Source organism: Methylibium sp. (genome assembly GCF_035762065.1).
Lineage (GTDB): Bacteria > Pseudomonadota > Gammaproteobacteria > Burkholderiales > Burkholderiaceae_C > Methylibium.
This window is the reverse complement of sequence record NZ_DASTPW010000055.1, coordinates 78,036-103,613: the sequence shown is the minus strand read 5'-3', so window position 1 is coordinate 103,613 and position 25,578 is coordinate 78,036. Positions and strand designations below refer to the sequence as shown.

At 66.1% G+C, this 25,578-nt stretch carries 16 protein-coding genes and 1 pseudogene; 9 read left to right on the top strand and 8 right to left on the bottom strand.

Annotated features, from left to right (window positions below):
• Position 1: 1 nt before the first annotated feature.
• Complete coding sequence (locus VFR90_RS17220) at positions 2–421, bottom strand: hypothetical protein (protein WP_326407395.1); 420 nt, start codon at positions 419–421, stop codon at positions 2–4.
• A 573-nt stretch (positions 422–994) separates the two neighbouring features.
• On the opposite strand from VFR90_RS17220, the gene VFR90_RS17215 reads away from it, so the two are divergent.
• The 7 genes and pseudogenes from VFR90_RS17215 to dcm all read left to right on the top strand — a co-directional run bounded on the left by VFR90_RS17215 (position 995) and on the right by dcm (position 9,568).
• Positions 995–1,414, top strand: coding sequence for a DUF1810 domain-containing protein (locus tag VFR90_RS17215; protein ID WP_326407394.1), 420 nt, complete (start codon positions 995–997; stop codon positions 1,412–1,414).
• A 34-nt stretch (positions 1,415–1,448) separates the two neighbouring features.
• Positions 1,449–2,162: an SOS response-associated peptidase gene (locus VFR90_RS17210; RefSeq protein WP_326407393.1), complete on the top strand. Its 714-nt coding sequence runs from the start codon at positions 1,449–1,451 to the stop codon at positions 2,160–2,162.
• Positions 2,163–2,265: 103 nt separating this feature from the next.
• Entirely contained in the window at positions 2,266–3,081 is an 816-nt protein-coding gene (gene imuA, locus VFR90_RS17205; protein WP_326407392.1) for a translesion DNA synthesis-associated protein ImuA, read from the top strand.
• Positions 3,023–4,351, top strand: coding sequence for a Y-family DNA polymerase (locus tag VFR90_RS17200; RefSeq protein WP_326407391.1), 1,329 nt, complete (start codon positions 3,023–3,025; stop codon positions 4,349–4,351). The genes imuA and VFR90_RS17200 overlap by 59 nt, the downstream gene beginning before the upstream one ends.
• A 7-nt stretch (positions 4,352–4,358) precedes the next feature.
• Positions 4,359–7,463 (top strand): error-prone DNA polymerase, encoded by a 3,105-nt coding sequence (locus tag VFR90_RS17195; RefSeq protein WP_326407390.1) that lies wholly within the window; start codon positions 4,359–4,361, stop codon positions 7,461–7,463.
• A 90-nt stretch (positions 7,464–7,553) separates the two neighbouring features.
• Positions 7,554–7,810, top strand: a pseudogene (locus VFR90_RS17190) (IS66 family transposase); the annotation flags it as partial.
• 219 nt (positions 7,811–8,029) lie between these two features.
• Positions 8,030–9,568, top strand: coding sequence for a DNA cytosine methyltransferase (dcm, locus tag VFR90_RS17185; RefSeq protein ID WP_326407388.1), 1,539 nt, complete (start codon positions 8,030–8,032; stop codon positions 9,566–9,568).
• Here the strand turns inward: dcm and VFR90_RS17180 are convergent.
• From VFR90_RS17180 to VFR90_RS17155, 6 genes are read right to left on the bottom strand one after another with little or no spacing between them, the layout of a single operon-like run.
• Entirely contained in the window at positions 9,543–10,049 is a 507-nt protein-coding gene (locus VFR90_RS17180; RefSeq protein ID WP_326407387.1) for a very short patch repair endonuclease, read from the bottom strand. The genes dcm and VFR90_RS17180 overlap by 26 nt on opposite strands.
• A 40-nt stretch (positions 10,050–10,089) precedes the next feature.
• Entirely contained in the window at positions 10,090–11,871 is a 1,782-nt protein-coding gene (locus tag VFR90_RS17175) for an AIPR family protein (protein WP_326407386.1), read from the bottom strand.
• Positions 11,868–12,872 (bottom strand): PD-(D/E)XK motif protein, encoded by a 1,005-nt coding sequence (locus VFR90_RS17170; RefSeq protein ID WP_326407385.1) that lies wholly within the window; start codon positions 12,870–12,872, stop codon positions 11,868–11,870. Before VFR90_RS17170 ends, VFR90_RS17175 begins: the two co-directional genes overlap by 4 nt.
• Positions 12,856–15,735 (bottom strand): Z1 domain-containing protein, encoded by a 2,880-nt coding sequence (locus VFR90_RS17165; RefSeq protein ID WP_326407384.1) that lies wholly within the window; start codon positions 15,733–15,735, stop codon positions 12,856–12,858. Before VFR90_RS17165 ends, VFR90_RS17170 begins: the two co-directional genes overlap by 17 nt.
• A 27-nt stretch (positions 15,736–15,762) precedes the next feature.
• Positions 15,763–17,262: an ATP-binding protein gene (locus VFR90_RS17160; protein ID WP_326407383.1), complete on the bottom strand. Its 1,500-nt coding sequence runs from the start codon at positions 17,260–17,262 to the stop codon at positions 15,763–15,765.
• The gene (locus tag VFR90_RS17155) at positions 17,259–19,871 is read right to left on the bottom strand and encodes a sigma-70 family RNA polymerase sigma factor (protein ID WP_326407382.1); all 2,613 of its coding nucleotides are present in this window, start codon (positions 19,869–19,871) and stop codon (positions 17,259–17,261) included. Before VFR90_RS17155 ends, VFR90_RS17160 begins: the two co-directional genes overlap by 4 nt.
• 711 nt (positions 19,872–20,582) lie before the next feature.
• On the opposite strand from VFR90_RS17155, the gene VFR90_RS17150 reads away from it, so the two are divergent.
• Together VFR90_RS17150 and VFR90_RS17145 are read left to right on the top strand one after the other, a co-directional pair.
• Complete coding sequence (locus VFR90_RS17150) at positions 20,583–21,041, top strand: (2Fe-2S)-binding protein (RefSeq protein WP_326407381.1); 459 nt, start codon at positions 20,583–20,585, stop codon at positions 21,039–21,041.
• Positions 21,038–23,242: a xanthine dehydrogenase family protein molybdopterin-binding subunit gene (locus VFR90_RS17145; protein ID WP_326407380.1), complete on the top strand. Its 2,205-nt coding sequence runs from the start codon at positions 21,038–21,040 to the stop codon at positions 23,240–23,242. Before VFR90_RS17150 ends, VFR90_RS17145 begins: the two co-directional genes overlap by 4 nt.
• Before the next feature lie 106 nt (positions 23,243–23,348).
• Here VFR90_RS17145 and VFR90_RS17140 read toward each other — a convergent pair whose 3' ends face one another.
• Entirely contained in the window at positions 23,349–25,538 is a 2,190-nt protein-coding gene (locus VFR90_RS17140) for a sensor histidine kinase, YfiR-like protein-associated (protein WP_326407379.1), read from the bottom strand.
• Positions 25,539–25,578 lie beyond the last annotated feature (40 nt).

The following is a 25,578-nucleotide window of genomic DNA, read 5'->3' as shown; positions in this document are numbered from 1 at the left end:
CTCAGTCGAACTCGAACCGCGCCGTCGGTCCACAAATGGTTCGGGTCGCTCGCTCCGCCGCGGCCAGCGCTTCGCTGTCGGCCAACGCTTCCTCTGGCACCGTGGTGGCGTAGTCACCTGAGTCGCCAAGCGACTCGCGGGTCCACTGCGCCGTCATCGTCATCACGATTCGCTCGGCCGGTATCACCGCGACAGCAGCCTCGAGTCCCCGACGTAAATCATCGCTCGACGCACCGTCTGCGACGACGCGCAACGTCGACGGTCTCCCGAAATAAAGAACCGCTTCGAAGAGGAGCCGGGCATCGGGACCGCATCGGTCGCGGACCATCGACTGCGCCGAACGCCAAAGCTCGACCAGCTGATCGTCGATGACAAAGTCGGAGACGAGAAGCGCCTTGTTCCTGCAGTAGATGTCCTGCATGGCCGCGTCGTACGGAGACACCCCCGCCGCGGCGAAGAAGCTGATGGCGCCCGCAAGTGCGGCTGCTCGCTGCTCCTCACTTGCAGAGGCTGCTCGGACCATCAGGATGCGAGTCGGACGTGCCATTCGTGTGTCGCCAGCCTTCAGTACGACGCGATCATGACGCCAAGCGCTGGCCTGCCGCCCCGTAGACGTTGCACGTTGTGCAGATCCGTATTGACGGCGGCGCATACGTGGCCGCCTCGCGTGCCAGCGAGCCGTTTGCGCAAGCTCGCCGGACCATCGACTTTGCTCATCGAACAACCGTGGCGCCCGAGGCCCGACACCACTCAGTTCCGCCTCAAGAGGGAGTTGCACGGCGCGATGGTCGCGTCACACTGAAGGCCTCCCTGTAGCCGCTTGCGGCGGCACTCTTTCAAGGCTCCCTCGGGAGCCTTTTCTTTGGCAGCGTGGGATCCACTGGTGCGCACGCGGCGTACGACGTTTGGCCCACAAACGCCGCGTGGGCTGGTGCGGTCGGACAGACCGTGGGCCGAAAGTCAGAAGGTAAGCTGCTTGCTTTAGTTCCCAGGTATGGACACGTCACCTTCGCTTGAGCGCTTCGTACAGGCGCAGGAGCCGGTCTTCGACGCTGTGCGTCAAGAGCTGCGAGCTGGTCGCAAGCGTACGCACTGGATGTGGTTCATCTTTCCTCAGCATCGCGCCCTCGGCCGAAGCGAAACCGCCAGGCTTTACGGTCTGTCCTCGATTGACGAGGCGCGCGAGTACCAGCAGCACGCTCTGCTTGGTCCGCGGCTGAAGCAGTGCTGCGAATGGGTTCTCGAAGCTAACGCTACCTCCGCTGAGGCGATCTTCGGCCCACTGGACGACCTCAAGCTCCGCTCGTCCATGACGCTGTTCGCCGCGGCAGTGCCGAGCGAACCGGCCTTCGCCAAGGTGCTCGAGCGCTACTACGACGGCCAGCCCGACCCGCTCACACTTGCTTTGCTGTGATCGCTGGCAGCATGGCTACCAACGCGGAGGGCTCATGTGCGCCAACTACGTCCCGGTTTCCCAACGAAGCCGCCTACTGACTTACTTCGGTGTCGAGCACGCGCGCGACGAGCCGCGCCATGACGTCTTCCCGCTCGGCTCGGCGCCCTTCATACGCCTGGATCCTGAGCACAAGGACACGCTCGTCGCCGGCGACGGCATCTTCGGCCTGCTGCCGCACTTCGCGACCGAGCTGGCCTATGGCCGCCGTACCTACAACGCCCGCTCCGAGACCGTCCACAAGCTCGCGAGCTTCAAGCACGCCTGGGCCGGCAGCCAACGCTGCGTTATCCCGGCCGAGGCGATCTACGAGCCGAATTGGGAGTCGGGGAGGGCAGTCCGCTGGCGCATCAGCCAGCCCGACGACGTGCCGATGGGTATCGCGGGCATCTACCGCGCATGGCGGGCGCCCGACGGGAGGGAGCTCTTCACTTTCGCGATGCTCACGGTCAACGCCGACGAGCACCCGGTCATGAAGCGCTTCCACAAGCCCGGCGACGAGAAGCGCATGGTGATCATCCTCAAGCCAGAGCAATACCTGCCATGGCTGACCTGCGGCATCGAGGCGGCGACGAGCTACTTCGCCCGCTACAACGGTCCGCTCGAAGCGAGTCCCTTCCCGCTGCCGTCGCGTGCGCCGCGCGCCGACGGCCGCGTCGTGCGGCCGCCGAAGCCGCCCGACAACGACCTGTTCGACACGGCCGGCTGACCGCTCAGGTCCAAAGCTGGCCGAGGAGCGTCACCTTCGACCTCGACATGCCGGCACTGCCGTGGTACTGTAAATTCATACAGTACCCCTGCCGTCCCCGCCGATGTCTGCCGTCCCAGACTGGCAGGAGGAGCCCACGCCTCCGCCAGCGCCCAACCCTGCACGCCGTTCGCCCGTTGCGCTGCTCGACGCGACGGTATGGCGCGGCGCCGAGCTCGGCCGTGCCTCGGCGCCGGTCGTCGGCTCCGGCTGGCCTGCGCTCGACGCTGAACTCCCGGGGGGCGGTTGGCCGACTCGGTCGCTGACCGAGATCCTGCAGAGCCAGCCGACGGTCGCCGAGTGGCGCCTGATCGCGCCAGCGCTGCGCTCGCTCGTAGCCGCCGGCCAAGACGTCGTCGTCGTCGGCCCGCCCAAACGCCCGCACCTGCCGGGCTTGCTTCACGCCGGCCTCGAGGAGCGCCGCCTTGCCTGGATCCAGGCGGAGACGCCGTCCGAGAGGCTCTGGGTCACCGAACAGCTCATCCGCGCCAACGCCGGCGGGGCCATCGTCGCCTGGCTGCCGCAGGCGCGGCAGGAGCAGATCCGCCGTCTGCAGATCAGTGCGCAGGCGAGCGACAGCCTCGTCTTCCTGTGCCGGCCGATCGGTGCCGAGCACGAGCCTTCGGCCGCCCCACTGCGCGTGAGCCTGAGCCTCCAGCCCGACTGGGCGATCACCGTGCGCGTCCTCAAGCGCCGCGGCCCGCCGCAGGAAGCCCCACTCGCGCTGCCCTCCGTACCTGGCGGCCTCGACGCGATCCTCACGCCGCGCCTGCGCCGTCCGAGCTCGCTGCCCGTCGCCGCGCCTTCCCGGGACACCGGCCATGCTGTGGGCCGCGCTGCTGCCCGCGCTCCAGTCCATCGACGCATCGCGGCGCATTGAAGCGCTCGACGGCCTCGCGACCTGGTGCCTGCAGTTCACGCCCCGCGTCGCCGTCGTCGAAGCTTCGCAGCCGCAGCCGGCCGTCGTCATGGAGGTGGAAGCGAGCCTGCGCCTTTTCGGCGGCAAGCGCCGGCTCGCGCAGCGCCTGCGTGACGAGAGCGTCGAACTCGGAGTGCTGCAGGTCAGCTGGGCACCGAACAGCCTTGCGGCGCTCGCCTGCGCACGCGCCGGCGTCATCAACGGCATCGCGCGGCCGCTCGACCAGCTGCTCGATCAGCTTCCGCTCGAGACCCTCACCGCGGTCTTAGAGCATGCGCCCACGCTTCACCGCCTGGGCTGTCGCACGCTCGGGCAGGTTCGAGCGCTCCCGCGCGGCGGCCTGAGCCGTCGCTTCGACGCCGAACTGCTCGCGGCGATGGACCGCGCCTACGGCCTGCGCCCGGAAGCCCATCACTGGGCCGTATTGCCCGACGCCTTCCGCGCCCGGCTCGAGCTGATGGCCCGCGTCGAGCTAGCACCTGCCTTGCTGTTCGGCGCCCGCCGCCTCCTGCTGCAGATGAGCGGCTGGCTCGCCGCGCGCCACCACGGCGTCACCGCGTTCACGCTGCGCTGGTGCCACGACGCGATGCGCAGCAAGGACGCCGGCGACGGCGACGAGCTGACCATTCGCACCGCTCAAGCGACGCGCGACCTGGAGCACCTGAGCCGGCTGTTGGCCGAGCACCTCGCCAAAGTCGAGCTGCGAGCGCCGGTCGGCGACCTCGAGCTGCTCGCGTTGGAGGTCCAGCCGCTCGACGAACGCTCGCTGTCGCTGCTGCCCGAACCGCGCTCCGCCGATGAGAGCCTGGCGCTCGTGCTGGAACGCATCGCGGCCCGTCTCGGCCCCGAGCGCGTGCTGCGCCCCGCGCTGCGGGAAGACCATCGCATGGAGTGGATGTGCCACTGGCAGCCGGCCGCCGAACCCCGTCCACGCAGCCGACGCCGCGCGGTCGACATCCCGCAACCGAGCTTCGTCCTGCCCGAGCCCCTGCGCCTCGCCATGCGAAGCGACCGGCCGCTGTACCAGGGGGCGCTGCAACTCCTCGCCGGCCCGCACCGCGTCGAAGGCGGTTGGTGGGATCGCGCCATGGAGCAAGGCGAATCGAGGACGCGCCATGTCGCCCGTGACTACTGGGTCGCCTTGAGCGAGCACGCAGGCGTGCTGTGGGTCTTCCAAGCGCGGCTGGCCCAGGACGAAACCGCCTGGTTCCTGCACGGCGTCTTCGCGTGAGCAGGCCATGGCCAGCCTGCCCGATTACGCCGAGCTGCGTTGCCTCAGCAACTTCAGCTTCCTGCGGGGCGCGAGCCGGCCCGAGGAACTGGTCGAGCGGGCCAAGCAGCTCGGCTACCGGGCACTCGCGATCAGTGACGAGTGCAGCGTCGCCGGCATCGTGCGGGCGCACGTGGCGGCCAAGGAGCAGGCGCTGCAGCTGCTGATCGGCAGCCAGTTCGCGGTTGAGTGCGACCACCCCTTCACGCTGACCGTCCTCGCCTGCGACCTCGAGGGCTACGGCAACCTCTGCGCGTTCATCACCAAACTGCGCCGCGCCTCGGAGAAAGGTAGCTACCGCCTCGCTCTCGCCGATGTTTGCGGTGGCGAGCTCACCCATTGCGTCGTCATCGCCTCACCGGCTCGAATGTCGGAAGCGCCCCAGCTCGAAGCCACAGCGCGCTGGCTGCTCGAGCACTTCCTGGGCCGCTGCTGGCTCGGCGTCGAACTGCTGCGGCTGCTCGACGATGAGATGTGGCTGCACCGGGTCCGCGAGGTTGGCGAGCTGAGCGCCATTCCCCTGGTCGCTTGTGGCGACGTGCACTTCCACGTGCGCTCACGCAAGGCCTTGCAGGACGTGCTCACCGCGACTCGGCTCGGCAAACCGCTGACCGACTGCGGCCTCGACCTGCAGCCCAACGCCGAGCGCCACCTCCGCTCACGGCTGCGCCTCGCGCAGACCTATCCGGCCGAGTTGCTTGCCGAGACGCTCGAGGTCGTGGCGCGCTGCCGCTTCAGCCTCGACGAGCTGCGCTACCAGTACCCCGACGAGGTGGTGCCGACGGACGAGACGCCATCCTCGTACCTGCGCCGCATCACCTACGAAGGCGCGGGCCGCCGCTGGCCTGCGGGCGTGCCGGCCAAGGTGCAGTCGCAGATCGAATACGAGCTCGAGCTGATCGCCGAGCTGCGCTACGAGCACTACTTCCTGACCGTCGCCGACATCGTCGCCTTCGCGCGCTCGCGCCACATCCTCTGCCAGGGCCGCGGCTCGGCGGCGAACTCGGTGGTCTGCTACTGCGTCGGCGTGACCGAGGTCGACCCGGCGCGCATGAGCGTGCTCTTCGAGCGCTTCATCAGCAAGGAGCGCAACGAGCCGCCCGACATCGACATCGACTTCGAGCACGAGCGGCGCGAGGAGGTGCTGCAGTACCTCTATCGCAAGTACGGCCGCGAGCGTGCCGCGATCACCGGGGTGGTGATCAGCTACCGGCCCAAGAGCGCCATCCGCGATGTCGGCAAGGCGCTGGGCTTCTCGCTGGAATTGGTCGACCGGCTGGCCAAGGATCACAAGTGGTTCGAGGGCAGCCGGGTGCAGCCCGAGCGGCTCGCGGAGGCCGGGCTGTCGGTCGAGGACCTTCAGGTGCAGCAGCTCCTCGTGCTGACCGACCAGCTGATCGGCTTCCCGCGGCACCTGAGCCAGCACACCGGCGGCTTCGTGCTGACCAAGGGGCCGCTGCACCGCATGGTGCCGATCGAGAACGCCTCGATGCCCGAGCGCACCGTGATCCAGTGGGACAAGGACGACCTCGACGCGCTCGGGCTGCTCAAGGTCGACTGCCTCGCGCTCGGCATGCTGACCGCGATCCGCAAGTCGCTCGACTTCATCTCCGAGCGCAAGGGCTACGAATTCGGCCTGCAGGACATCCCGGCGGAGGACCCGGTCACCTACGACATGATCTGCAAGGCCGACACCGTCGGCGTGTTCCAGATCGAGAGCCGCGCGCAGATGAGCATGCTGCCGCGCCTCAAGCCACGCTGCTTCTACGACTTGGTGATCGAGGTCGCCATCGTGCGGCCGGGGCCGATCGTCGGCGGCATGGTGCATCCCTACCTGCGCCGGCGCGAGGGCAAGGAGCCGGTGAGCTATCCGAGCGAGGCTCTCAAGGAGGCGCTCGGGCGGACCCTTGGCGTGCCGGTGTTCCAGGAGCAGGTGATGCAGATCAGCATCCTGGCGGCCGGCTTCACGCCCGGCGAGGCCGACGGGCTGCGAAGGGCCATGGCGGCCTGGAAGCGCAAGGGCGGCTTGGGGCGCTACTACTCGAAGATCGTCGACGGCATGACGGCGCGCGGCTACGACGAGGCCTTCGCGAAGGCGATCTTCGAGCAGATCAAGGGCTTCAGCGAGTACGGCTTCCCGGAGAGCCATGCGGCGAGCTTCGCGCTGCTGGTCTACGCGAGCTGCTGGATCAAGTGCCATCACCCGGCGGAGTTCCTGGCGGCGATGCTGAATTCGCAGCCGCTGGGCTTTTACTCGCCATCGCAGCTGGTGCAGGACGCGAAGCGGCATGCGGTCGTGGTGCGGCCGGCCGACGTGATGACGAGCGATTACGACTGCACGCTTGAAGGGCTGCCCGAGCCGCCCGCCGTGCGACTCGGGCTGCGCCTCATCGTCGGGATCAGGAAGGAGTCGGTCGATCGGATCGTCGAAGCTCGGCATGAGCAGCCCTTCGAGAGCGCCGAGGACCTGGCACGACGCGCTGGGCTCGAACAGCACGAGATGCGCACGTTGTCAGCGGCCGACGCCTTGATGAGCCTTTCGGGGCATCGACGGCAGCAGATGTGGGAGGCATCAGCGCTGAGGCGGCCGCCGGCGCTGATGCGCGAGGCACCAGTCGACGAGGCCTTCTTGGAGTTGGCGGCGGCGCCCGAGGGCGAGGAGATCGTCTTCGATTACGCGGCGATGGGCTTGACGCTCAGGCGGCATCCGCTGGACTTGCTCAGGCCGATGCTCAGGGGGCGGCATCTCATGACGGCGAAAGAGCTTGACGACCTGCCGAACGGGCGGCTGGTGCGCTACTGCGGAATCGTGACGCTGAGGCAGCAGCCGGACACGGCGAACGGAGTCATCTTCGTGTCGCTCGAAGACGAGACCGGCGTTGTGCAGGTCATCTGTTGGCGCAGCATTCGCGAGGCTCAGCGGCGGGAGCTGCTCGACTCGAAGCTGATGGCGGTGTATGGGAAATGGCAGCGCATGGGGGATGTGCGCAGCTTGATCGCGATGCGGCTCGCGGACATGACGCCTTGGCTCGGGAGGCTTGCGGGGTCGGCGGAAAGCCGCGACTTTCATTGAGTCCACGAGCTTGAGGATGTGTCCAAGCTTTACGAATTTTCCTGTCGCGCTTCAATCTGAGGACGCGACCAACTCGAGCGCATCGGCTAGGACATGGCCGAAAGGCTCGACTACGTGCCCGGCGTCTTCAGCTTCGAGCGCAACATCCGCGGGAAGTGGGTGTGCGCGAAGTGCAAGACGCTGGTGCACGCACCCGTGCCGGCGCACATCCTCGAGAAGAGCATTCCGACGGCCTGCCTACTCGCGCAGGTGCTTGTGGCCAATTAAGTTGACCACCAGTCGATGTCCGCCACGAAGGCATCGTCGGGCGCGCTGGCTCGGTGATTCCGCGCTCGACTCTGCCGCAATAAGTCGGTGCCTGCGGCGTCCTGCTGACCCCTGCGATCAATGCAGCGAAGCTTTGCCGATGAGGGGCCGCTCGGACCGAAATCACCCTCGTCGCCAACATGCGCACACCATACTCATGGCCTGGCAGAATGACAGCGCATGCGATAGGTAGCACTTGGTCGGGGTTAAAGCTGTGCCGCCAACCATCAGACATGCAGACAAGACAAGTAGATATACCGGTGATCGATCTGTTCGCCGGACCTGGAGGGTTGTGCGAAGGTTTCTCGTCCGTCGTTGATGCGGCGGGCGCGCGCGGTTTCGCGGTGAAGGTCTCAATCGAGAAGGATCCTGTCGCCCATCGCACCCTTCTGCTACGAGCGATTTTCCGCAGCTTCCCCAAGGGCAAGGTTCCGAGCTGCTACTACGACTACGTGCGCGGCGCGATCACGCGAGACCAGTTTCTGGCTCACGCTGACGTCAAGGACGCCGCCGAACACGCAGCCAAGGAGGCGCGATGCGCCGAGCTCGGCGTGATCCCGCCCGAGGAAGTCGATGGATGGATCCGCCAAGCGATTGGCAGTCAGACCGACTGGGTGCTCATTGGAGGCCCGCCTTGTCAAGCCTACTCGCTCGCAGGCCGGTCGCGGCTACGCAGGAAGGACGTGAAGAAGTTCGAGGCCGACGCTAGGCACTTCCTGTACACCGAATACCTGCGGATCATTCGAGAGTTCGCGCCGGCCGTCTTTGTGATGGAGAACGTCAAGGGGATGCTCAACTCCAAGAACGCCGGAAAGCACATCTTCGAGCGCATCCTTGCCGATCTAAAGGCGCCGCGGGCAGACCTGAGCTATGAAATTCGTTCTCTCGTAGTCAACAAGCAAGATGGCGAGCTCGAACCCAACGACTACGTGGTCGAAGCCGACGACCACGGCATCCCGCAAAGCCGACACCGGGTGATCCTCTTCGGCATCCGCTCAGACTTGGCAGCGGCGACACCCGCGCTCGCAGGGCGTCCGGAGAGATTTCTGCTTCGCAAGATGCCGAAGAAGGTCGGTGTGAGTGCCGCATTGGCGGGACTGCCACCTCTGCGCAGTCGGCTGTCCAAGGAGCCTGATTCGCAAGAGGCTTGGATCAAGGCCCTTGGCGAAGCACCGCTCAAGCTCAAAGGCTGGCGCCTGCCCCTGCGGGGCGATATCGAAGCGGCGATGGAAAAGTTCGCCAAGCGGGCGGAAAAGCACGCGACGTTTGGCGCGCCCTTCATTGAAGGCGACGTCGCCCCCGGCGGGGCCATGCCCAATGATCTTCAAAGGTGGTACCTGGATCCGAAGCTTGGCGGAGTCTTGCACCATGAGACGCGGAGACACATGCGCTCGGACCTGCACCGGTACGTGTTTGCTGCCTGCTTCGCCGCGACGCAAAAGTACGCTCCGGACCTGCGCAACTTCCCACCAAAGCTGCTGCCCGACCATGTCAACGTGGACGAGGAGACCATTCCGTTCAAAGACAGATTCCGTGTGCAGATGGGCAAGCATCCATCTTCCACGGTGGTGGCGCACATCAAGAAGGATGGTCACTACTACATCCATCCCGATCCGGCTCAGTGCCGCAGTCTGACCGTGCGTGAGGCGGCCCGATTGCAGACCTTCCCCGACAACTACTTCTTCGAAGGAACCAGGACGGAGCAGTACGGACAGGTCGGCAACGCTGTACCACCGCTGTTGGCAAAGCAGATCGGTCAGATCATTCTCGACTTCATGACCTCTCCACGGAGACAGTGAGCGCGCGGCGCCCGACCATCGCTTGGTTCGTTGACGGGCCGCCAATCTCGCCCAGCTTCGCGTCACTTTCGATCCACAGCCTCAGGGCCGCGGACAAGCCGGCGGCGGCCTCGCGGTCGCGTATCGAACACTCCCAGACGCACAGCACCCGCCAGCCCATCTCCGTCAACTTCTCGACTGCGCGCTGATCGCGGGCAACGTTGGACTGCAGCTTGGCGGACCAGAACTCTGGGCGCGTCGACGGCGTCTTCGCGTACTTGCATCCACGGTGAGCGTGCCAGAAGCAGCCGTGCACAAAGAGCGCGATCTTTCGTCGCGGCATCACGAGGTCGGGTGTGCCTGGCAGGTCGCGCCGATGAAGCCGGAACCGGTAGCCCATGGCAAACAGCGCCTTGCGCACAAGCCTTTCGGGCAAGGAGTCCTTGCCCTTGATGCCAGACATCATCTGGCTGCGTCTGGCGGGGCTGACGACGTCGACCACGACCTGATCCTGCAAATGTCGATGGGCTTCGGCGCGCCGTTCAGGCAGCCTTCACCTCCGGGATATCGTCGGCGTGCTCGGAGTAGCTCGCGCCCATCACGGCGTCCTTGCACTCCGGACGCTTTGCCCACTCGGACACCATTCGCCCGCCGGACGTGGAATGCAGGGCCTCGTTCACCTCTTTGGACCAGCTTGCGATCTGCGACAGCAGCTCCGCCGAGATGGCCTGCTTGGCCCAGATGAGGTCCAGATTGATGCGCGCACCCAGCTTCTCGGAAAGAACCGCTACCGTGTAGGCGGTGACGTTGGCCTGGAAGGCCTGGAACATCGGTCGCAGCAGCTTCTGCGCCTCACGGTAGATCTTGGCCTTGGCGATCATCGCCTTGAAGTCGGCGACCGTTGGCAATGAGGCGTCTTGGCCATCGGCGGGTGACAACGAGGCCATGAAGCGATCGAAGTTCTTCTGCGAACCCATGCTGACGATGTCGGGCTTGCGGTTCCAGGCATTGAGGTATTTGGCCAAATCGGTCTTGGTCACGCGCCGGGCAGCGGGGATCGCGTCCTTCAAGGCCTTGAGCTTTCCCGGCGTCGTTCCCTCCCGGGCAAGCAGGGTGTTGTAGCTGCCGGCGGCACGCTCGTAGAACCATTGGCCGACACCATCCGGGCAGTAGACCGAGCGCGAGAGCTTCTCGATCTCGACGTGGAATGGCTTGTTGGCTGAAAGATCCGATTGGCTTACGGCGTTCTGGCTGTTGGCGAAGCGAGAGATGTCGGACACCAGGGCCTCTTCCTTGGTGGAGTCCTGAGCCTTCATGACGATGATCTTCGCGGGAACTCTGACCCGGCTGAGGTCCGTGTTCGGGTGCTTCTTCTTTGTGAAGTAGAGCGAGGCCGTCGTCTGGCCGCCGTTGACTATCTGCAAGCCCTTCAGCCAAGCGATGCCTTCTGCGCCGTGAGCGGTTTTGCCCAAGAGCATCTCGTCGGCAACGATCACGATGCCGTTGTTGTAGGCCATAAATCGCTCGGGGGCTGAGCGCAGGGTGGACTGGATGCCGGCGTTGACCCCCTTGCCCTTGACGCTCAGGAAGGATCGGACGTTGGCCTCTAGGAGGCGGGCGCCGAACTTCTCGTAGAGCAGCCGCAGGGCCTCGCCTGGAACTGCGGTCATGGCGTAGTCGTAGTCATCGTTCTCGCCCGGCACATAAACGCAGGGCAGCGGCGAGCCGGACACCTCGTTGAAGTTGACCACCAACTCGTCGCGCGGCTTGCCTTCCGATGTATGCCGATGCAGCCGCTCGATGTCCATCACTTCGAGACGCACCGCCTTGCCGCCTATGTCCCGCGTCTTGAAGCTCTTGGATTTCGCGACACGATCGGTGATGACGTAGACGCGGATCTGTTCCAGGTCGTTGTATGTGGCCTGCAGGGTATCGGCCAGCGAGCGCACTTCGCTCGACGGATCGATCTTCTGCGTCATCTTGCCCTCGGCGCACAGGGTCAGGAAGCGAAGGCACCGCTCTGCGGCCATCTTCGTGTCGGCGTCTGGGATGGATGTCGGCACATCGACGCCGGCATACAGGCTGACGAACAGGTCGAGCTGGTCTCCGTCATCGGCGATCGAGTAGCCGCTCAGCCGCAGCATGGCATTGCCGACCGTACCCTCGAAGTGGCACTCCACGGGCTCGAAGGTCATGCCGATCTCCGACATGTGCTCCATCACGATGCCAGCGAAGACCAGCTCCTCATAGAGTGCGCCGTCCCGCATCTGTGACCTGACGGCAGCCTGCGTCTCGAGCAGGAAGTCGGGCAGGCTTGAACTCATACGGCTCCCAGCCTCTTGAGTGCGTCGACGGCCGGGACGTCTGTTCCGGCGAACTTGTCCAGATCGATCTCGTAGGTGGCCCGGGTGACGCCCAGCGGAACGCTGCCTTGCGTCAGCCGGGGGAAGCCATCCTTCACTTCGACGAACCGAGCATCGACCAATGCGAAGCGCCGCACGTAGAGGTCGGCATGGGCATCGAGATAGCCGGCAGCGATCAGCCGCTCGTTCAGCAGTCGCATTGCCTCGGCGTCGCCCCTGGCTGCGTAGCGTATTTCGGCGACGAGGGCCGACAGGTTCTGTCCGGACTCCATCTGGCGCATGCGCGCGCCGGCCAGGAAAAGCGGCTGGCGAGCCGAATCATCGAGCTGCTCAAGCGAACCGATCTTGGCGGGGAAGCCCGCTGCAGACAGCGTGGTCTTGACCTCCAATGAGCCCGTGCCGAGCTCGAAGTCCTGGACGCCATCGAGCGGACCCACCCAGGATTCGATCGCTGCACTCATGAACACCCCCGCTTCGACGATCGCGCGCAGCAGCGTGAGCTCGCCCACCAAGCCGATCTCGGACTCGGGGCTGAGGGGCTGGGCGCCCTTGCGCATGAACTCCTGCCACGCGCGGATGCGTCCAAGAAAGACTCTTGCAAGCCTCTTGTCGTCGGCGCCGGGCTCGATGCGCATCGAGTGCACCACGTCGACCACCATCGCGGCGAACAGCTCCAGGCTGCCATTCGCGCTCCGGGTGAGCGCAAGCCAGGTCAAACCGTCGCCACCCTGCTCGACGCGCGCCACGTCGAAGCCCTGCCCGGCGGGAAGCTTTTCGGTTGCCGGAACGGCCGAGGAGGAGAAGCTGGCGAGCAGTGCTTCGTTCTTGCCTGGGTAGCTCAGCCCAGCCCGCAAAGCGCACGAGCCGATCACTGCGACGGAGATGCTGCGCCAGCCTGAGGCGTCCAAACTGTCACGCAGCGACCGCCAGGCAAGCTCAATGTCGTCAATCGGCCGGGCCATATTCCTGTGCCCAAAGCAGGTGATCAACGGCGTACTCGACCTTTACCCCGGAGTCGCTCGACGGGAAGCTGACTCCGAAGGCCATGACCGGGTCCTTCCGGCCGGCAAGCACGTCGCTCCCCGATTGCTGGGGATCAAGCGGATACAGCAACAGGAGGCCGCGCTGCGGTGCTGGTTCGACACCATCTGCGGCGGATCCCTTGCCGCGGATGAATCGGATCGAAGGCCCGTTGGGCGTGTCGGGCTCGCTGGGTCTGACGCCGTCCTTCTGGCGCCCGGCGTCCGGGTTGAACATTTTCTTCGTCCTTGCGAGCGCTGCGGTCCAAGCCGTGTCGTCCAAGTCGATGGCTTCGTCGCGCGGCGACAGCAGCCGTCCGATCGCATAACGGTCCGAGATGTCCTTGTCGGCTGTGCGCTTGCTCATCGCGTCGATGGTCAGGCCGCCGGCGAAGGTGTGGGGGCCGCCAGAGCCTCCGCCGAGCAACGCGACGGTCCACGAGGTGAGCTCGCCGGTCGCCGCCATCGACCAGACGAAGTCGCGCAGGAGTGCGCTGTTGACCTTCCGCGCCTTCGGATGGGTGGTGAACGATTCGAAGAAGTCGGCAACGTGTTCGGCTGGTACGCCGTTCCAGAGGAAGCCTTCCCACTGTTGCTCCAGGCTGTTGCGTGCGCGCTTGGGCTTGGTCTCATGCGCACTCCCGCAGGCGGCGATCAGCTTGTTGGTCGCATCCAGGTTCTGCCCGAGGATCCTGTCGTCGCTGTGCAGCGACACGGTTTCGAGCAGCTCGCCGCTGAACGAAAGCTGCAGATTTTTCGCCGTGCGCATCTTCAGCGGTGAAGTCACCAGCAGGACCGGGTGCGACTGCACACGCAGTCCGTAGTCGCGCGGTGTCGCGCCGCTTTCTGCCATCGCGTCGAACTCCTCGCGAAGCTCCTCGGAGGCGTCGGCAATGTGCCCGAACCACTCGACCAGCTCTTCCGTGGTGTAGAGGCGGCACAGGTCGATGTAGCCGGGCCGGTAGCCAAACCAGCGGCCCATCTGCATCAGCGTGTCGTACATCTTCGTAGTTCGAACAAAGTAGCTGGTGCATAGGCCTTCGAGTGTCAGGCCCCGGGCGAGCTTGTCGCCGCCGATCGCGATGACTTTGAGGCCCTTGGTCGCCTCCTCTGCGTAGTCCAAAGCATCCTTCGCCTTGCCATTCACCATGCGAACGTCGATGTCCGAGAGCACGTCGGGCAGCTGGGCGACGATGTCCGCCCAGGGGAGGGCGGTTGGTGGCTCTTCCGATTCGGTGAGTCGTGGGGCGATCGCCCCGGTCGTGGAGACGAAATCCGTCTCCCACAGCTCGCGCAGCTCGTCGAGCAGCGCTTCGTGGTCGATCCCGCGCGTTATGCGGAGCTTCATCTTCTTGACGAAGTCTTCCACTTGACGATGCACCTCCTTCTGAACGAGGGTGTATCGAGTGACGTGGACCAGCATCGACGAATGGTCCGCCCCCTGCCCGCGGGCCTCGCGCGCTGCGCATGCCAACACAAATGAATGCACCGCCGTTCGCAGCGAAGGCGGCAGCGCGTCTTGGCCCATATGCGTGGGCGAATGGTCCTTCTGATGCTTGGCCGGCATCCAGCCGTCGAGCCCGTCCTCGCTTGCGTGGTCGTTGATCACGCGCGTCAGCGGCAAGCTGCTGCGTCCTTCCGGCGCATGCAGGCCGAAGACGCGTGACGGCCCGACATAGTTGGAGGGCGCGGCCAAGTTGACGATGAACGACTGCGGGAAGAGGTCGGGGCCCTCCTCCTGCGTCTCGTTCTGGCGGTGGATGAAGATGTTGGCGAAAGGGGTGGCCGTGTAGCCGACATACGCCTTCTTGGCGAAGGTGTTGAGGATCTTGCGGATCCTGCTGTTGATCGCCTTGGGCTCGTGGTCATCGTCGGGCTTGCCGTCGGGGCCGATGTGCTGCTCGCCTGTATCGACAGACGCATGATCGGCCTCGTCGTCGATGAGGAGCAGCGGCAGATTCGAGACGAACCGGTTGCCGGCGGCATCGGTGGCGTCGGCCACATGACCTCGGATCCATTTGAGCAGCCGTTCGAGCACGACCTTGTGCTTCTTCACCACGAAGAGCCAGGGACGCTGCTCCGGCGAGATCGCCAGGTGCTTCGCGATCTTCGTGTTGAAGTCGCCCGTGTTGGTCCGGTTGGTCGCGCAATTCGGCTTGATCTCGAAGTCCCGGCCGTGCGCGCCGACCCCGATGAGCTTGACGATGTCGCCCTTGGCAGATGTCTCGTAGCCGAGGAAGCCCTCTTCGAGCCGAATCTGCGTCTGGGAGCGCAGGTTGTTGTGGAGGCCCGCAAGGATGATGATGATCTTGTAGCCGGAATCAGCCGCCTTGCAGATCAGTCCCGAGTAGTTGGCGGTCTTGCCGGACTGGACGTGGCCGACGACCAGTCCGCGTCGATTCCATGCGCCCGTGCGGGCCGGGTCTTCCATCAGCCCGAGGATTCGGTCGGTGGACTTGTCCACGGCGTCGACGGCCGTTGCCGACATCTTTCGTTCAAGCAAGTCGCGATAGCGGGGCCAGTAGCGCCAATCCTTCTTGCGGGCCGCGTTGAGCCAGGCCTCATGGCCGGTGGTGTCCGACAGTGCGGTGTCCTGCCCGATCCACAAGCTGAATCGGCGGATCAGCTCAGCGACGGCGGCGGCTTGATCGACGGGCTCCTCGCTGCTTTGCGAGACGACGGAAGCGGCGATTGCGACCTTCTCACCAATGAGGGCGGCCGTGATCGCGCGCTTGTCCCTCTCCGCGACCAACAGACTTTGCGCGATGCTGAGCGCCGTCGAGGTCGACGCATTGAACGCTGGCATTCGTTTCTCCCTTGCAAGTTGCTTGGTTCAAACCGCCTTAGGGCTGCCAAGCTCCGCGATCAGCCCTGCGTAGTTGTGGAAGGGCTCGGTCGAGAGCAGCGTGCGCTTCGCCGCTTCGACCGCCATGCCTCGTCGCCCGATCAGGTCGGCGAACAACGCATTCAAGACGGTGGCGACCGCCTCCGGCGGGTCGCCTGAGAAGCCGGTTCGGGGCGTCTCCTTGTTTTCGGTCGTGTCCAGCCAGATGCGCTGGACGGGAACGGATTCCTCGATCACGCGAAGCATTGCCTTGACGAGGGGCGTCAGCTCGCCCGCACGGGCCAGTACCGCGGCCACGGCCGGGTGGGTCGGCTCGATCCGGTAGCGGATGCCATCCTTCACGCGGTCAATCCGCCACGCCTGCTCGATCGGCGTGTTGCGCTGCGTCGGCTGAGGCGTTCCGCGGTAGGCGAACACTCGACGCGCGCGCTCTCGGGTGTCCTCGGCCAAGCGCGTCATCCACGGACGAAGCGAAACCGGCGGGCGGGCGATCGACTTGCGAACATCGATCTTCCAGTCGGCGTCGGCCGTGTTGGGGATGTCGACCTGTATGCGCGCCAAGCGGTGTGCCTCCTCGCGATTCCATGCTTTTGAAGGTCCGAGGCCGAGCCATCCGCCTGCGACGAGCAGCCGCTCGTTCCTGTAGACGTAGAAGCCTTGCTGCGCGGTCCAGCCCGCCGGGCCCTCGTTCTTCTTGAACTCTTCTCTGGTCAGCTTGTCCTGGTGCGGCAGGACATGGCACCGTGCCACCACCAAACCGCTTTCGGTTCGATACGGGGCTGCCGGCGAGGTCCAGGGCTTGGCGGGGTGCCCCGACATGAATGGATCCCAAGGCTCGATGGCCCGGCCGTTGAGCAGCAACCTGATGCGCGCGCTCGGGCCTTGCAGCAGGCGATGGAACACCATCGCGAGGTGCGCTTCCACGGCGACCGTCAAGGCCAGGAAGTCGTCGACCGTGTAGCCGGCAGTGACGATGCGGTCGAGCTTCTCCCACAGCACCAGCGTTCCGCTCGTCTGGCTGTCCAGGCCGGACAGATGCCGCTGGGAGCCCACGGCGGGGCCTTCGAACAGCAGCCAGTCGCTGTTTGGATCAGCCGCCAGTTCGTCGAGGTCCCACCGCAGGCAGGTCTGCGCACCGCCCCTGACGCTGGCTACCGTGAGTCGGCGGCCTTGCGATAGCGAAGCGGTCTTCAGGCCCATGCCGAAGCGTCCCAGGTCGTGCGCCAAGCGCTCGGTCGACGGACTCTTGTCGCCCAGCCGCATGGCCGCTTCGAGCTCCGGGTCGCTCATGCCGCGCCCATCGTCGACGATCAGCACGCGGCTGTCTGCTCCGTCCCATTGGAAGTCGATGCGGACCTTGCGGGCGTCGGCGGAGATGCTGTTGTCGACGATGTCGGCCAGCGCCGCCGCTGTCGAGTAACCCAGACCTCGCAGGGACTCGAGCATCGCGATCGCGCGCGGTGGAGCCGTGCGGGTCTTGGGGGTCATCTCCAGTAGCCCTTCCCTGGAGAGTGCTCGAATCCGAATTCAAGGAGCTTGCGCACAAGCCTTCGACGGGTGCTGTCAGGAGTAGCAAGGAGCCTCACCCAGATGCGGCCGGACTCCCTCGATCGCCCGTCTTCGACCGGGACTTCAAGTTTGGCAGCCAGTGCAAGCAGCCGATCCAGGCCCGAACCCTTCGCGGAGCTTGGCGGCTGAACGACATCGTGCGAAGGGTGGGCGATGGCTGGCCGGTTCGCAGCGGCCGCCTTTGGCATCGCCTGAAAGGTGTCGGGCGGCTCTGCGATACCGTCTGTTGGGTCTGAGGCATCGCACGGGGGCGGCTTGCGCTTGATGCCCAGGGCACGTCGGGCAAAGGGCTCGGACCTTGCGGGATGCCTCAACTTCTTGAGCGCGCCGGCTTCGATCTGGCGTATCCGCTCGCGCGTCACGGAGAAGCGCTGGCCGACCTCTTCAAGTGTCAGAGCGTCATCGACCCGGATGCCGAAGCGCAGCCGGAGGACCCGCTCTTCCTTGCTGTCCCTCTCCGACAGGGAAGAGATCAGGTGTTCGACGGCCAGTCGCAACTGACGCTCGTCGACGATGTCGGCAGGATCCGGAAACGTATAGGCTTCGCGAGCCTCTATCGCCACCATCTCGTCGACGGGCAGTTCGTCGATGCTGCAGGGCTCGGGTGCAATGCTCAGCAGTGCGGCGACCTTGCGGGAAGGCATCTCCATCTGCGCAGCCAGTTCATCGAGCGTCGCTTCGCGGCCGAATGTCGTTTCGATGGTTCCGGCCAAGTGCTGCATGCGTTGCAGCTTCTCGTAGACATGGACCGGCACGCGGATGGTGCGAGCCTTGTCCGCGACGTAGCGGCTGATCTGTTGCCGGATCCACCAAGTGGCGTAGGTCGAGAACCGGAATCCACGTCGCCACTCGTAACGGTCGACCGCCTTGAGGAGGCCGATATTGCCCTCCTGCGCCAAGTCGTCCAGAGGCTCACCGCTGTACAGGTACTTCTTGGCGTGGAAGAAGGCCAGCTTCAGGTTTGCCGCGGCCATGCGGTCGCGAGCTTTGCGGAAGCCGTCAATCGCGCACCTAAAGGTGGGAGATGGCGCCGGACCGTCCGCCGCATCGTCCAGCTTGAGCAGGAAGTGTCGATTGAGGCGGATGGCGGACAGCGCTTCGCGGATCTCCGCGGTCGGCTGTTGCACAACGTCCGTCCGTTCTGCCAGTGCGCTCAACCGACGCAGCGCGTCGGCGAACCCGGCGTCGGCCGTCGCATCGTCGGCCTGTTCTTCGTCTTCTTCCATGTCGCGGTTCGCAGCCTCGATCGGAGGAGCGTCGAAGTCCGCGTCGTGCACTGAGGCAAGCTCAGGATCCGTTTGTGCGACGGCTATGCACATGGACGACAACGGGCGCAAGCCTGCCATGACGTCCATGCCGGCGGACAGCGTCCGTGCGATGCCAACCGGCCAGCCGGCCAGGGCAACGAGGGCGGCGTCAAGGGCCGCTTCCATGGCTTGCGCAAGCTCGATCTCCTCCTCGGCCGTGAGCAGCTGCAGCCTCTGGAACTCGCGCTGGTAGATGCGCAAAGGCTCATGTCGCGGCGAGGCGGCTCGGTCGATCGCGCTCAGCGCTTCATCGAGGGCTGCCTCCTCTTCCTGGGTCTCCGAAGGGTCGACGAACACTTCGAAGCTCTCGTTAGCGTTGGAGTATTCGAAGCGTTCGTCGACCTCGGCGCCAAGATCGTTGACGACCTTGGCTAGGTAGGCTTCCGCCTCGGGGTTGGCCGATCGATCCTCGTTGGTCGACAGCGCTTGAACATTGATGCCGGGGACGCTCCCTTCGCGGATCGCCCGCAGCAGCAGGCGCCGTAGCAGCGTGCGGCTCTCTGCGTCGTCGGTGCGGGCCAGCGGCAGAGCCAGCTCGGGCAGGCAGGCGTCGATGTCGTCCCAATCTGCCGAGGTGTCGATCGGCTTGTGGGACGCGATCGCGACCTGGATCCCGCTTGCCGATGTCAGAACCACGATGTCGGCCTTGGGTGGTGCGGCCTCCTCTTCGGCTTCCCAGGCCGACAGGTCGAACTCGGAGCCATCTGCAATTCCGATCGAAGGCGCCGGGAGGGTGGAGGCTTCCGGTTCAGGCGATGCGACTCGGGTCGCAGGTTCGGATGGGCCCCCATCACCAGAGCTCGCCTTGGACGTGGCGTGGATGACGATCGGATCGTCGATGCGGAGGGCCTCGATGACACGGTCGGGACCGAGGTGGAGGAGCGCGGCCCCGGATTCCGGGAAGGTTGCGGCCGGCCGTTGGAAGGAGCCAAGGATTGCGGCCGCGTCTTCAGCTCCCGCCGCGATGGCAATCTCGAGGGCCGACCTTCCCGAGGCGTCCACCAAGCCGTGATCGGCCCCGGCGCCCAGCAACAGCCTGCAGATTGCCGGCCGGTTCGCGGCCGCGGAGAGCATGAGAGGAGTCATGCCTCTCGCGTCGCGTGCATTGAGGTCGTCGCCCCGGGCGATGTGAAGCCTGACGGCGCTCTCGACGCCGGCCACGACCGCCATCCGCAGAACGTGGCTCAGGGGCCGAATGCCAGCAACGTTCGATTCGCTCACGAGCGCGCGTCTGTCATGGAACCAGTTCGAGCTCAACGCCCGAGCGACTCCACATCCTTCCGCAACGCGCTTCCATTGAGATGCCCTCCGGGACTACGTTGCCTCGCAAGACATGAGTCGTTCGTGCTGCGCATGCAACGCCATGAATGTGCCCGACGGGCGCGCGACCAGCCTTGGGTCTCACTGAGCTGCGTGATATCTTCCTCAGGGGTGCCACCTGGGGGTGCCACTTGGCAGGCGACCCGGCTCCCCGGCGGCTCGTCAAAGCCTTGATCTACAAGCGCTTCGCCGCTGCGCGGTGAAGTTTTGGTGGCGCTTCCCTGAAGCGCCACCAGAATCACTCCGACATGACAGGCACTTAGCGCGCATCCGCCGCTGGGTGCCTTTTGCTTTGTGGCGCTGCTGTCAGCACCCTCTGCATGTGTCGGTAGCAGGAGTAGGCGGGACGCCGCCTGGCATCAGAGACCGCGCCGACCGCTTGCGATGTCAACCTCGCCGCCACGACAGCACATCGGTAGAAGCCGGCGTTGTCGGCGTTGCTCCGGGCGGTAGCAAGTCGTCAAGGCCGCATGCCGATTCAAGGCCAAGAGATGGCCGTGCTCGCACAGAGCCCAGAGGGGCTCGTTTCCAGAGTGAGAAGTCGCCAAGCGACCCCTTGTGCGGTCACTCTGGCATACGAGTTGCCCGTCATGGCTGCAGTCCGGAGGCCCCATGGCTCAATTCATTCTTAACGGCGAGCAAGTGACCACCGACGCGCCGGCCGACATGCCGCTGCTGTGGGTGCTGCGCGACGTGATCGGCAGCAGCGGCACGAAATTCGGCTGCGGCATCGGTGCCTGCGGCGCCTGCACCGTCCACCTCGAAGGCCAGGCCGTCCGGTCCTGCCTCACTTCGTTGGCCTCGGTCGAGGGCAAGCAGGTCGCGACGATCGAGGCGATGGCGCGCGATGCGGTCGGCCAGCGAGTGCAGGCCGCGTGGCGCGAGATCGACGTCGTGCAGTGCGGCTACTGCCAGTCGGGCCAGATCATGTCGGCCGTGGCGCTGCTCAAGAGCCGGCCCAAGCCGTCCGACGAGGACATCGACGGCGCGATGAGCGGCAACATCTGCCGCTGCGGCACCTACCAGCGCATCCGCATCGCCATCAAGAAGGCGGCGGGGAGCACGGCATGACGATGTTTTCGCGGCGCCACTTCATCGTCACCGGCGCGGCCGCGGGCGGCGGGCTGCTGGTCAGCGTTTCGCTCGCCGGCTGCGACCGCGCGGGGCGCAGCGAGAAGCCGGCGGAATCGGCCGTCGGCACCGCGAGTTCGCGCAGCGCCAAGGAGGCGCCCGACCTCGAACCCAACGCTTTCATCCGTATCGCGCGCGACGGCACGGTGAGCTTCGTCATGCACAAGGTCGAGATGGGGCAGGGCACCTTCACCGCCCTTCCGATGCTGATCGCCGAAGAGCTCGACGTCGACCTGCAGAAGGTCAAGCTGGTGCAGGCGCCCCCCGACAACGGCCGCTATGCCGACCCGTTGCTTGGCGGGCAGGTCACGGGCGGCTCGACCTCCGTGCGCGGCGCTTGGGAGCCGCTGCGCCAAGCCGGCGCAACTGCGCGCGCGGTGCTCGTTCAGGCGGCGGCCGAGCGATGGCAGGTCGACGCCAAGGAATGCCGGACTGCCGCCGGGTCGGTCACGCACGCGGCCACGGGACGCTCGGCGCACTACGGCGAGCTGGTCGACGCGGCGGCCAGGCTGAAGGCGCCGGCCGACGTGCCCCTGCGGGAGCCCAAGGACTTCCGCGTGATCGGCAAGGCCACGCGCCGGCTCGACTCGCCCGAGAAGGTCAACGGGCAAGCGAGGTTCGGCATCGACGTGAGGCTGCCGGGCATGCTGGTGGCGACGGTCGCGGCTTCGCCCGTGCCCGGCGGCAAGCTGGCCGGCGTCGACGAGGCCAAGGCCAAGGCCGTCCGCGGCGTGCGCCACGTGCTGCGGCTCGAGAACGCGGTGGCGGTGGCAGGCGATCACATGTGGGCCGCCAAGCAAGGCCTGGCCGCGGCCGCGCCCACGTGGCAGGACGGCGGGCACGCGAACGTCACCATCGCAAGCATCGTCAAGGACATGGAAGCCGTGACGAAGCAAGGCGCCGTAGCCCGCGACGACGGCGACGCCCGCGCGCAGCTGAGCAAGGCGAAAAAGCGCGTCGACGCGACGTACCAGATGCCTTTTCTCGCGCACGCAACGATGGAGCCGATGAACTGCACGATCGACCTCAAGGCCGACCGGTGCGACGTCTACGTCGGCACGCAGGTGCCGGTGCTCGCGCAGGCGGCGGTGGCGAAGGCGACCGGGCTCGCGCCGGAGAAAGTCCAGGTGCACAACCACTACATCGGCGGCGGCTTCGGGCGCCGTCTGGAGGTGGACTTTATCGATCAGGCGGCCCGGCTCGCCAAGCAGCTTCCCAGCCCCGCACCGCTGAAGGTCGTGTGGTCGCGCGAGGAAGACATCCAGCACGACATGTACCGGCCGTACTACCTCGACCGCCTCTCCGCCGCGCTCGACGAGCAAGGCCAGCCGGTCGCGTGGTCGCACCGCATCACGGGCTCGTCGATCATGGCCCGATTCGCGCCCTCGACAGTGAAGGACGGCGTCGACAGCGATGCGGTCGAAGGCGCGAAGGACATGCCCTACGGCATCGCCGATGTGCGGGTCGAGTACATGCGGCACGAGCCGGTGCTGCCGACTGCGTTCTGGCGCGGCGTGGGCGCCACGCACAACATCTGGGTCGTCGAAAGCTTCATCGACGAGCTGGCCGCCGCCGGCGGATTTGATGCGGTGTCGTTCCGCATGAAGCTGCTGGAGAAGTCGCCGCGACACCAGGCGGTGCTGAAGCTCGCGGCCGACCGCGCGGGCTGGGGCCAGAGGCCGCCGGCGCGGCCGGGCCGCAAGACCGGGCGCGGCGTGGCGGTGCAGCTGGCTTTCGGCAGCTACATGGCGCAGGTGGCCGAGGTATCGGTCGGCGCGGAAGGCGATGTGCAGGTGCATCGCATGGTCTGCGCTGTCGATTGCGGCCAAGTGGTGAATCCCGACACCGTGAACGCGCAAATCGAAAGCGGCATCGTGTTCGGGCTGAGCGCCGGCCTCTGGCAGGAGATCACCCTCGAGAAGGGCCGGGTGGTGCAGGCCAACTTCGGCGACTACCGCGTGATGCGCATGAACGAGATGCCGCAGATCGACGTCATCATCGTGCCGAGCACCGACAAGCCCGGCGGCATCGGCGAGCCCGGCACCTCCTGCGCGGCGCCCGCGCTCACGAACGCGGTCTTCGCCGCCACGGGAACAAGGGTGCGGCGGCTGCCGATCGCCGACCAGCTCAAGCGGGCTTGAAGCTGCGCGGCTGGCACGTCGCCCCCGCGAGAGGCAGGGCGCCGATGCCTTCGCGCCCCTCGCGCCGCCCTGGCGCTCGGGTGCAGGTCAGAAGCAGCCCCGGCCCTCAGACCGCCTGCAGCACCGTCCGCAACGCTTCCATGTCCGCCGGCTTCACCAGGTGATGGTCGAAGCCGGCCGCACGGGTCTGCGCCCGGTCCTCGGCCTGGCCCCAACCGGTCAACGCGACCAACGTGATTGCCTGACCGTCGGTGCGTTGCCGCAATCGCCGTGCAACCTCAAAGCCATCGATCCCGGGCATGCCGAGGTCGAGCATCACGACCTCCGGCTTGAAGCGCTCGAAGGCATCCAGCGCCGCGGCGCCCCCGTGGGCCACGTCGACGTGCGCATCGAGCACGCCGAGCAGCAGCGCGAGGCTGTCCGCGGCATCGCGGTTGTCGTCGACCACCAGCACGCGCCGCCGCGCCGAAGCCTTCGGCGCCGCGAGGGGGGCCTCGCGGGACGGTTCAGTCCCGGCGTGGGCAGACAGCGGCAGCCACACGGTGAAGCAGCTGCCCTTGCCGAGCCCCTCGCTTTCAGCGCGGATCGAGCCTCCGTGCATCCGCACGAGCCGGTCGGCCAAGGACAGGCCGATGCCAAGCCCCCCTTGAGCATGCGCGGTCCTGCCCGCCAGCTGCGAGAACATCTTGAAGAGGCGCGGCAACTGATCCGGCGCCAGTCCGATGCCGTTGTCGCGCACCGACACCGCCGCCTGATTGCCGTCACGCCAAGCCGTGACTTCGATTCGGCCCCCCTTGTCGGTGTACCGAGCGGCGTTGTTCAACAGGTTCGTGAAGACCTGGGTGAGCCTCACCGCGTCGCCATGAACGTGGAACGGCTCTTCTGGCATGACCAGCTCGAGCTGGTGTTCAGCAGCGTCGATCAGCGGCCGGCTGGTTTCGATGGTGGTTCGGATCAGTGCGGTCAAATCCAGCCGCTCCTGCCGCAGCTCGATGGTGCCGCGGCTCACGCGAGACACGTCCAAAAGATCGTCCACCAGCCGGACCATGTGGGTGACCTGCCGTTCGAGCATGGTCAGCAGCGCGGGCATGTGCTGCACGTCGCCATTCAGCGCCAGCAGCTGCACGGCGTTGCGGATCGGTGCGAGCGGGTTGCGCAGCTCATGCGCCAGCGTGGCGAGGAACTCATCCTTGTGGCGGTCTGCCTCGCGCAGCGCGTCGGCCGCCATGCGGGTGTCGTGGACCTCGAAGGTGCAGCCGGTATGGCCGAGCCATTGGCCTTCGGCGGTGAGCCGAGGTACCGCAACCGAGCGCATCCAGCGGTACTCGCCATCGTGGCGCCGGAAGCGGAACTCCTCGTCGAAGATCTGGCGCTCGCTGGCGCATCGCCGCCAAGCGTCGACGTAGCCGTTGCGATCGTCTGGATGCACGTACTGCGTCCAGTCGTAGCCTTTGACATCGACCTGGCTGCGCACCCCCAGAAATTCGAGGTACGCGCGGTTGACGAACGCGGCTCCGGTTTGATCATTGAGCCAGATGAGCACCGGAGCGCTGTCTGCCACGGTGCGGAACCGCTGCTCGCTCTCCACCAAAGCCTTTGTCTGCCGGTCGATCTCCTCGAGCATCTGGTTGAAGCCGGCAGTAAGCGCGCCGATCTCGTCATCGCTCGTCTTGGCGACGCGGACCGAAAAGTCGTGGTCCTTGACGACCGCCTTGGCGGCTCTTGACACGTCGAGGATCGGCGCCGTGATGACGCCTTGCAGCCAGGCGGACAAGCCCAGGGCCGCGGCCAGGGCAACAGCCATGACAACACAAAGGATCAGCACGTAGGCGGTCAGCCGCTCACGCAAGCGGTGCTCGGACTCCAGGTAGACGGTGCCGAGCGTCTGACCACCTTCGCGTACCTGCTCGAGCAACCTCAAGCGGTCGCCGTCGAAGCGATGCTGCGGCGCCAAGCCCGAGTCGGGTACGGTGGGCGTCCCCTCGCGCGAGTAAGCCGCGAACAGGCTGCCGTCCGCGTCGTACAGGGCCGCCTGAAGGATGTCCGATCGTGCTCGTAGCACGGCAAGGTTCTGCAAGGCCTCCTTGCGATCCTTGAACGCCAGGGCAGCGGCGCCGGCTCGGGCGAGAACCTGCGCTTGCGTTCGTACATCGGCGAGGTGCGACTGCCGGTAGTCCCGAGTGGCATACGTGATCAACGCCGTGGCCATCAGCAAGAGGGCGGCAAGCGTGGTCATGATGACGAGCGCCGTGATCTTCGCGCGCAGCGACCGACGCAGGAAGCCGGGCCAGCTCATCGTTGCAGCCGACGGCTTAAGCCGAGGGGCGGGGTGCGCA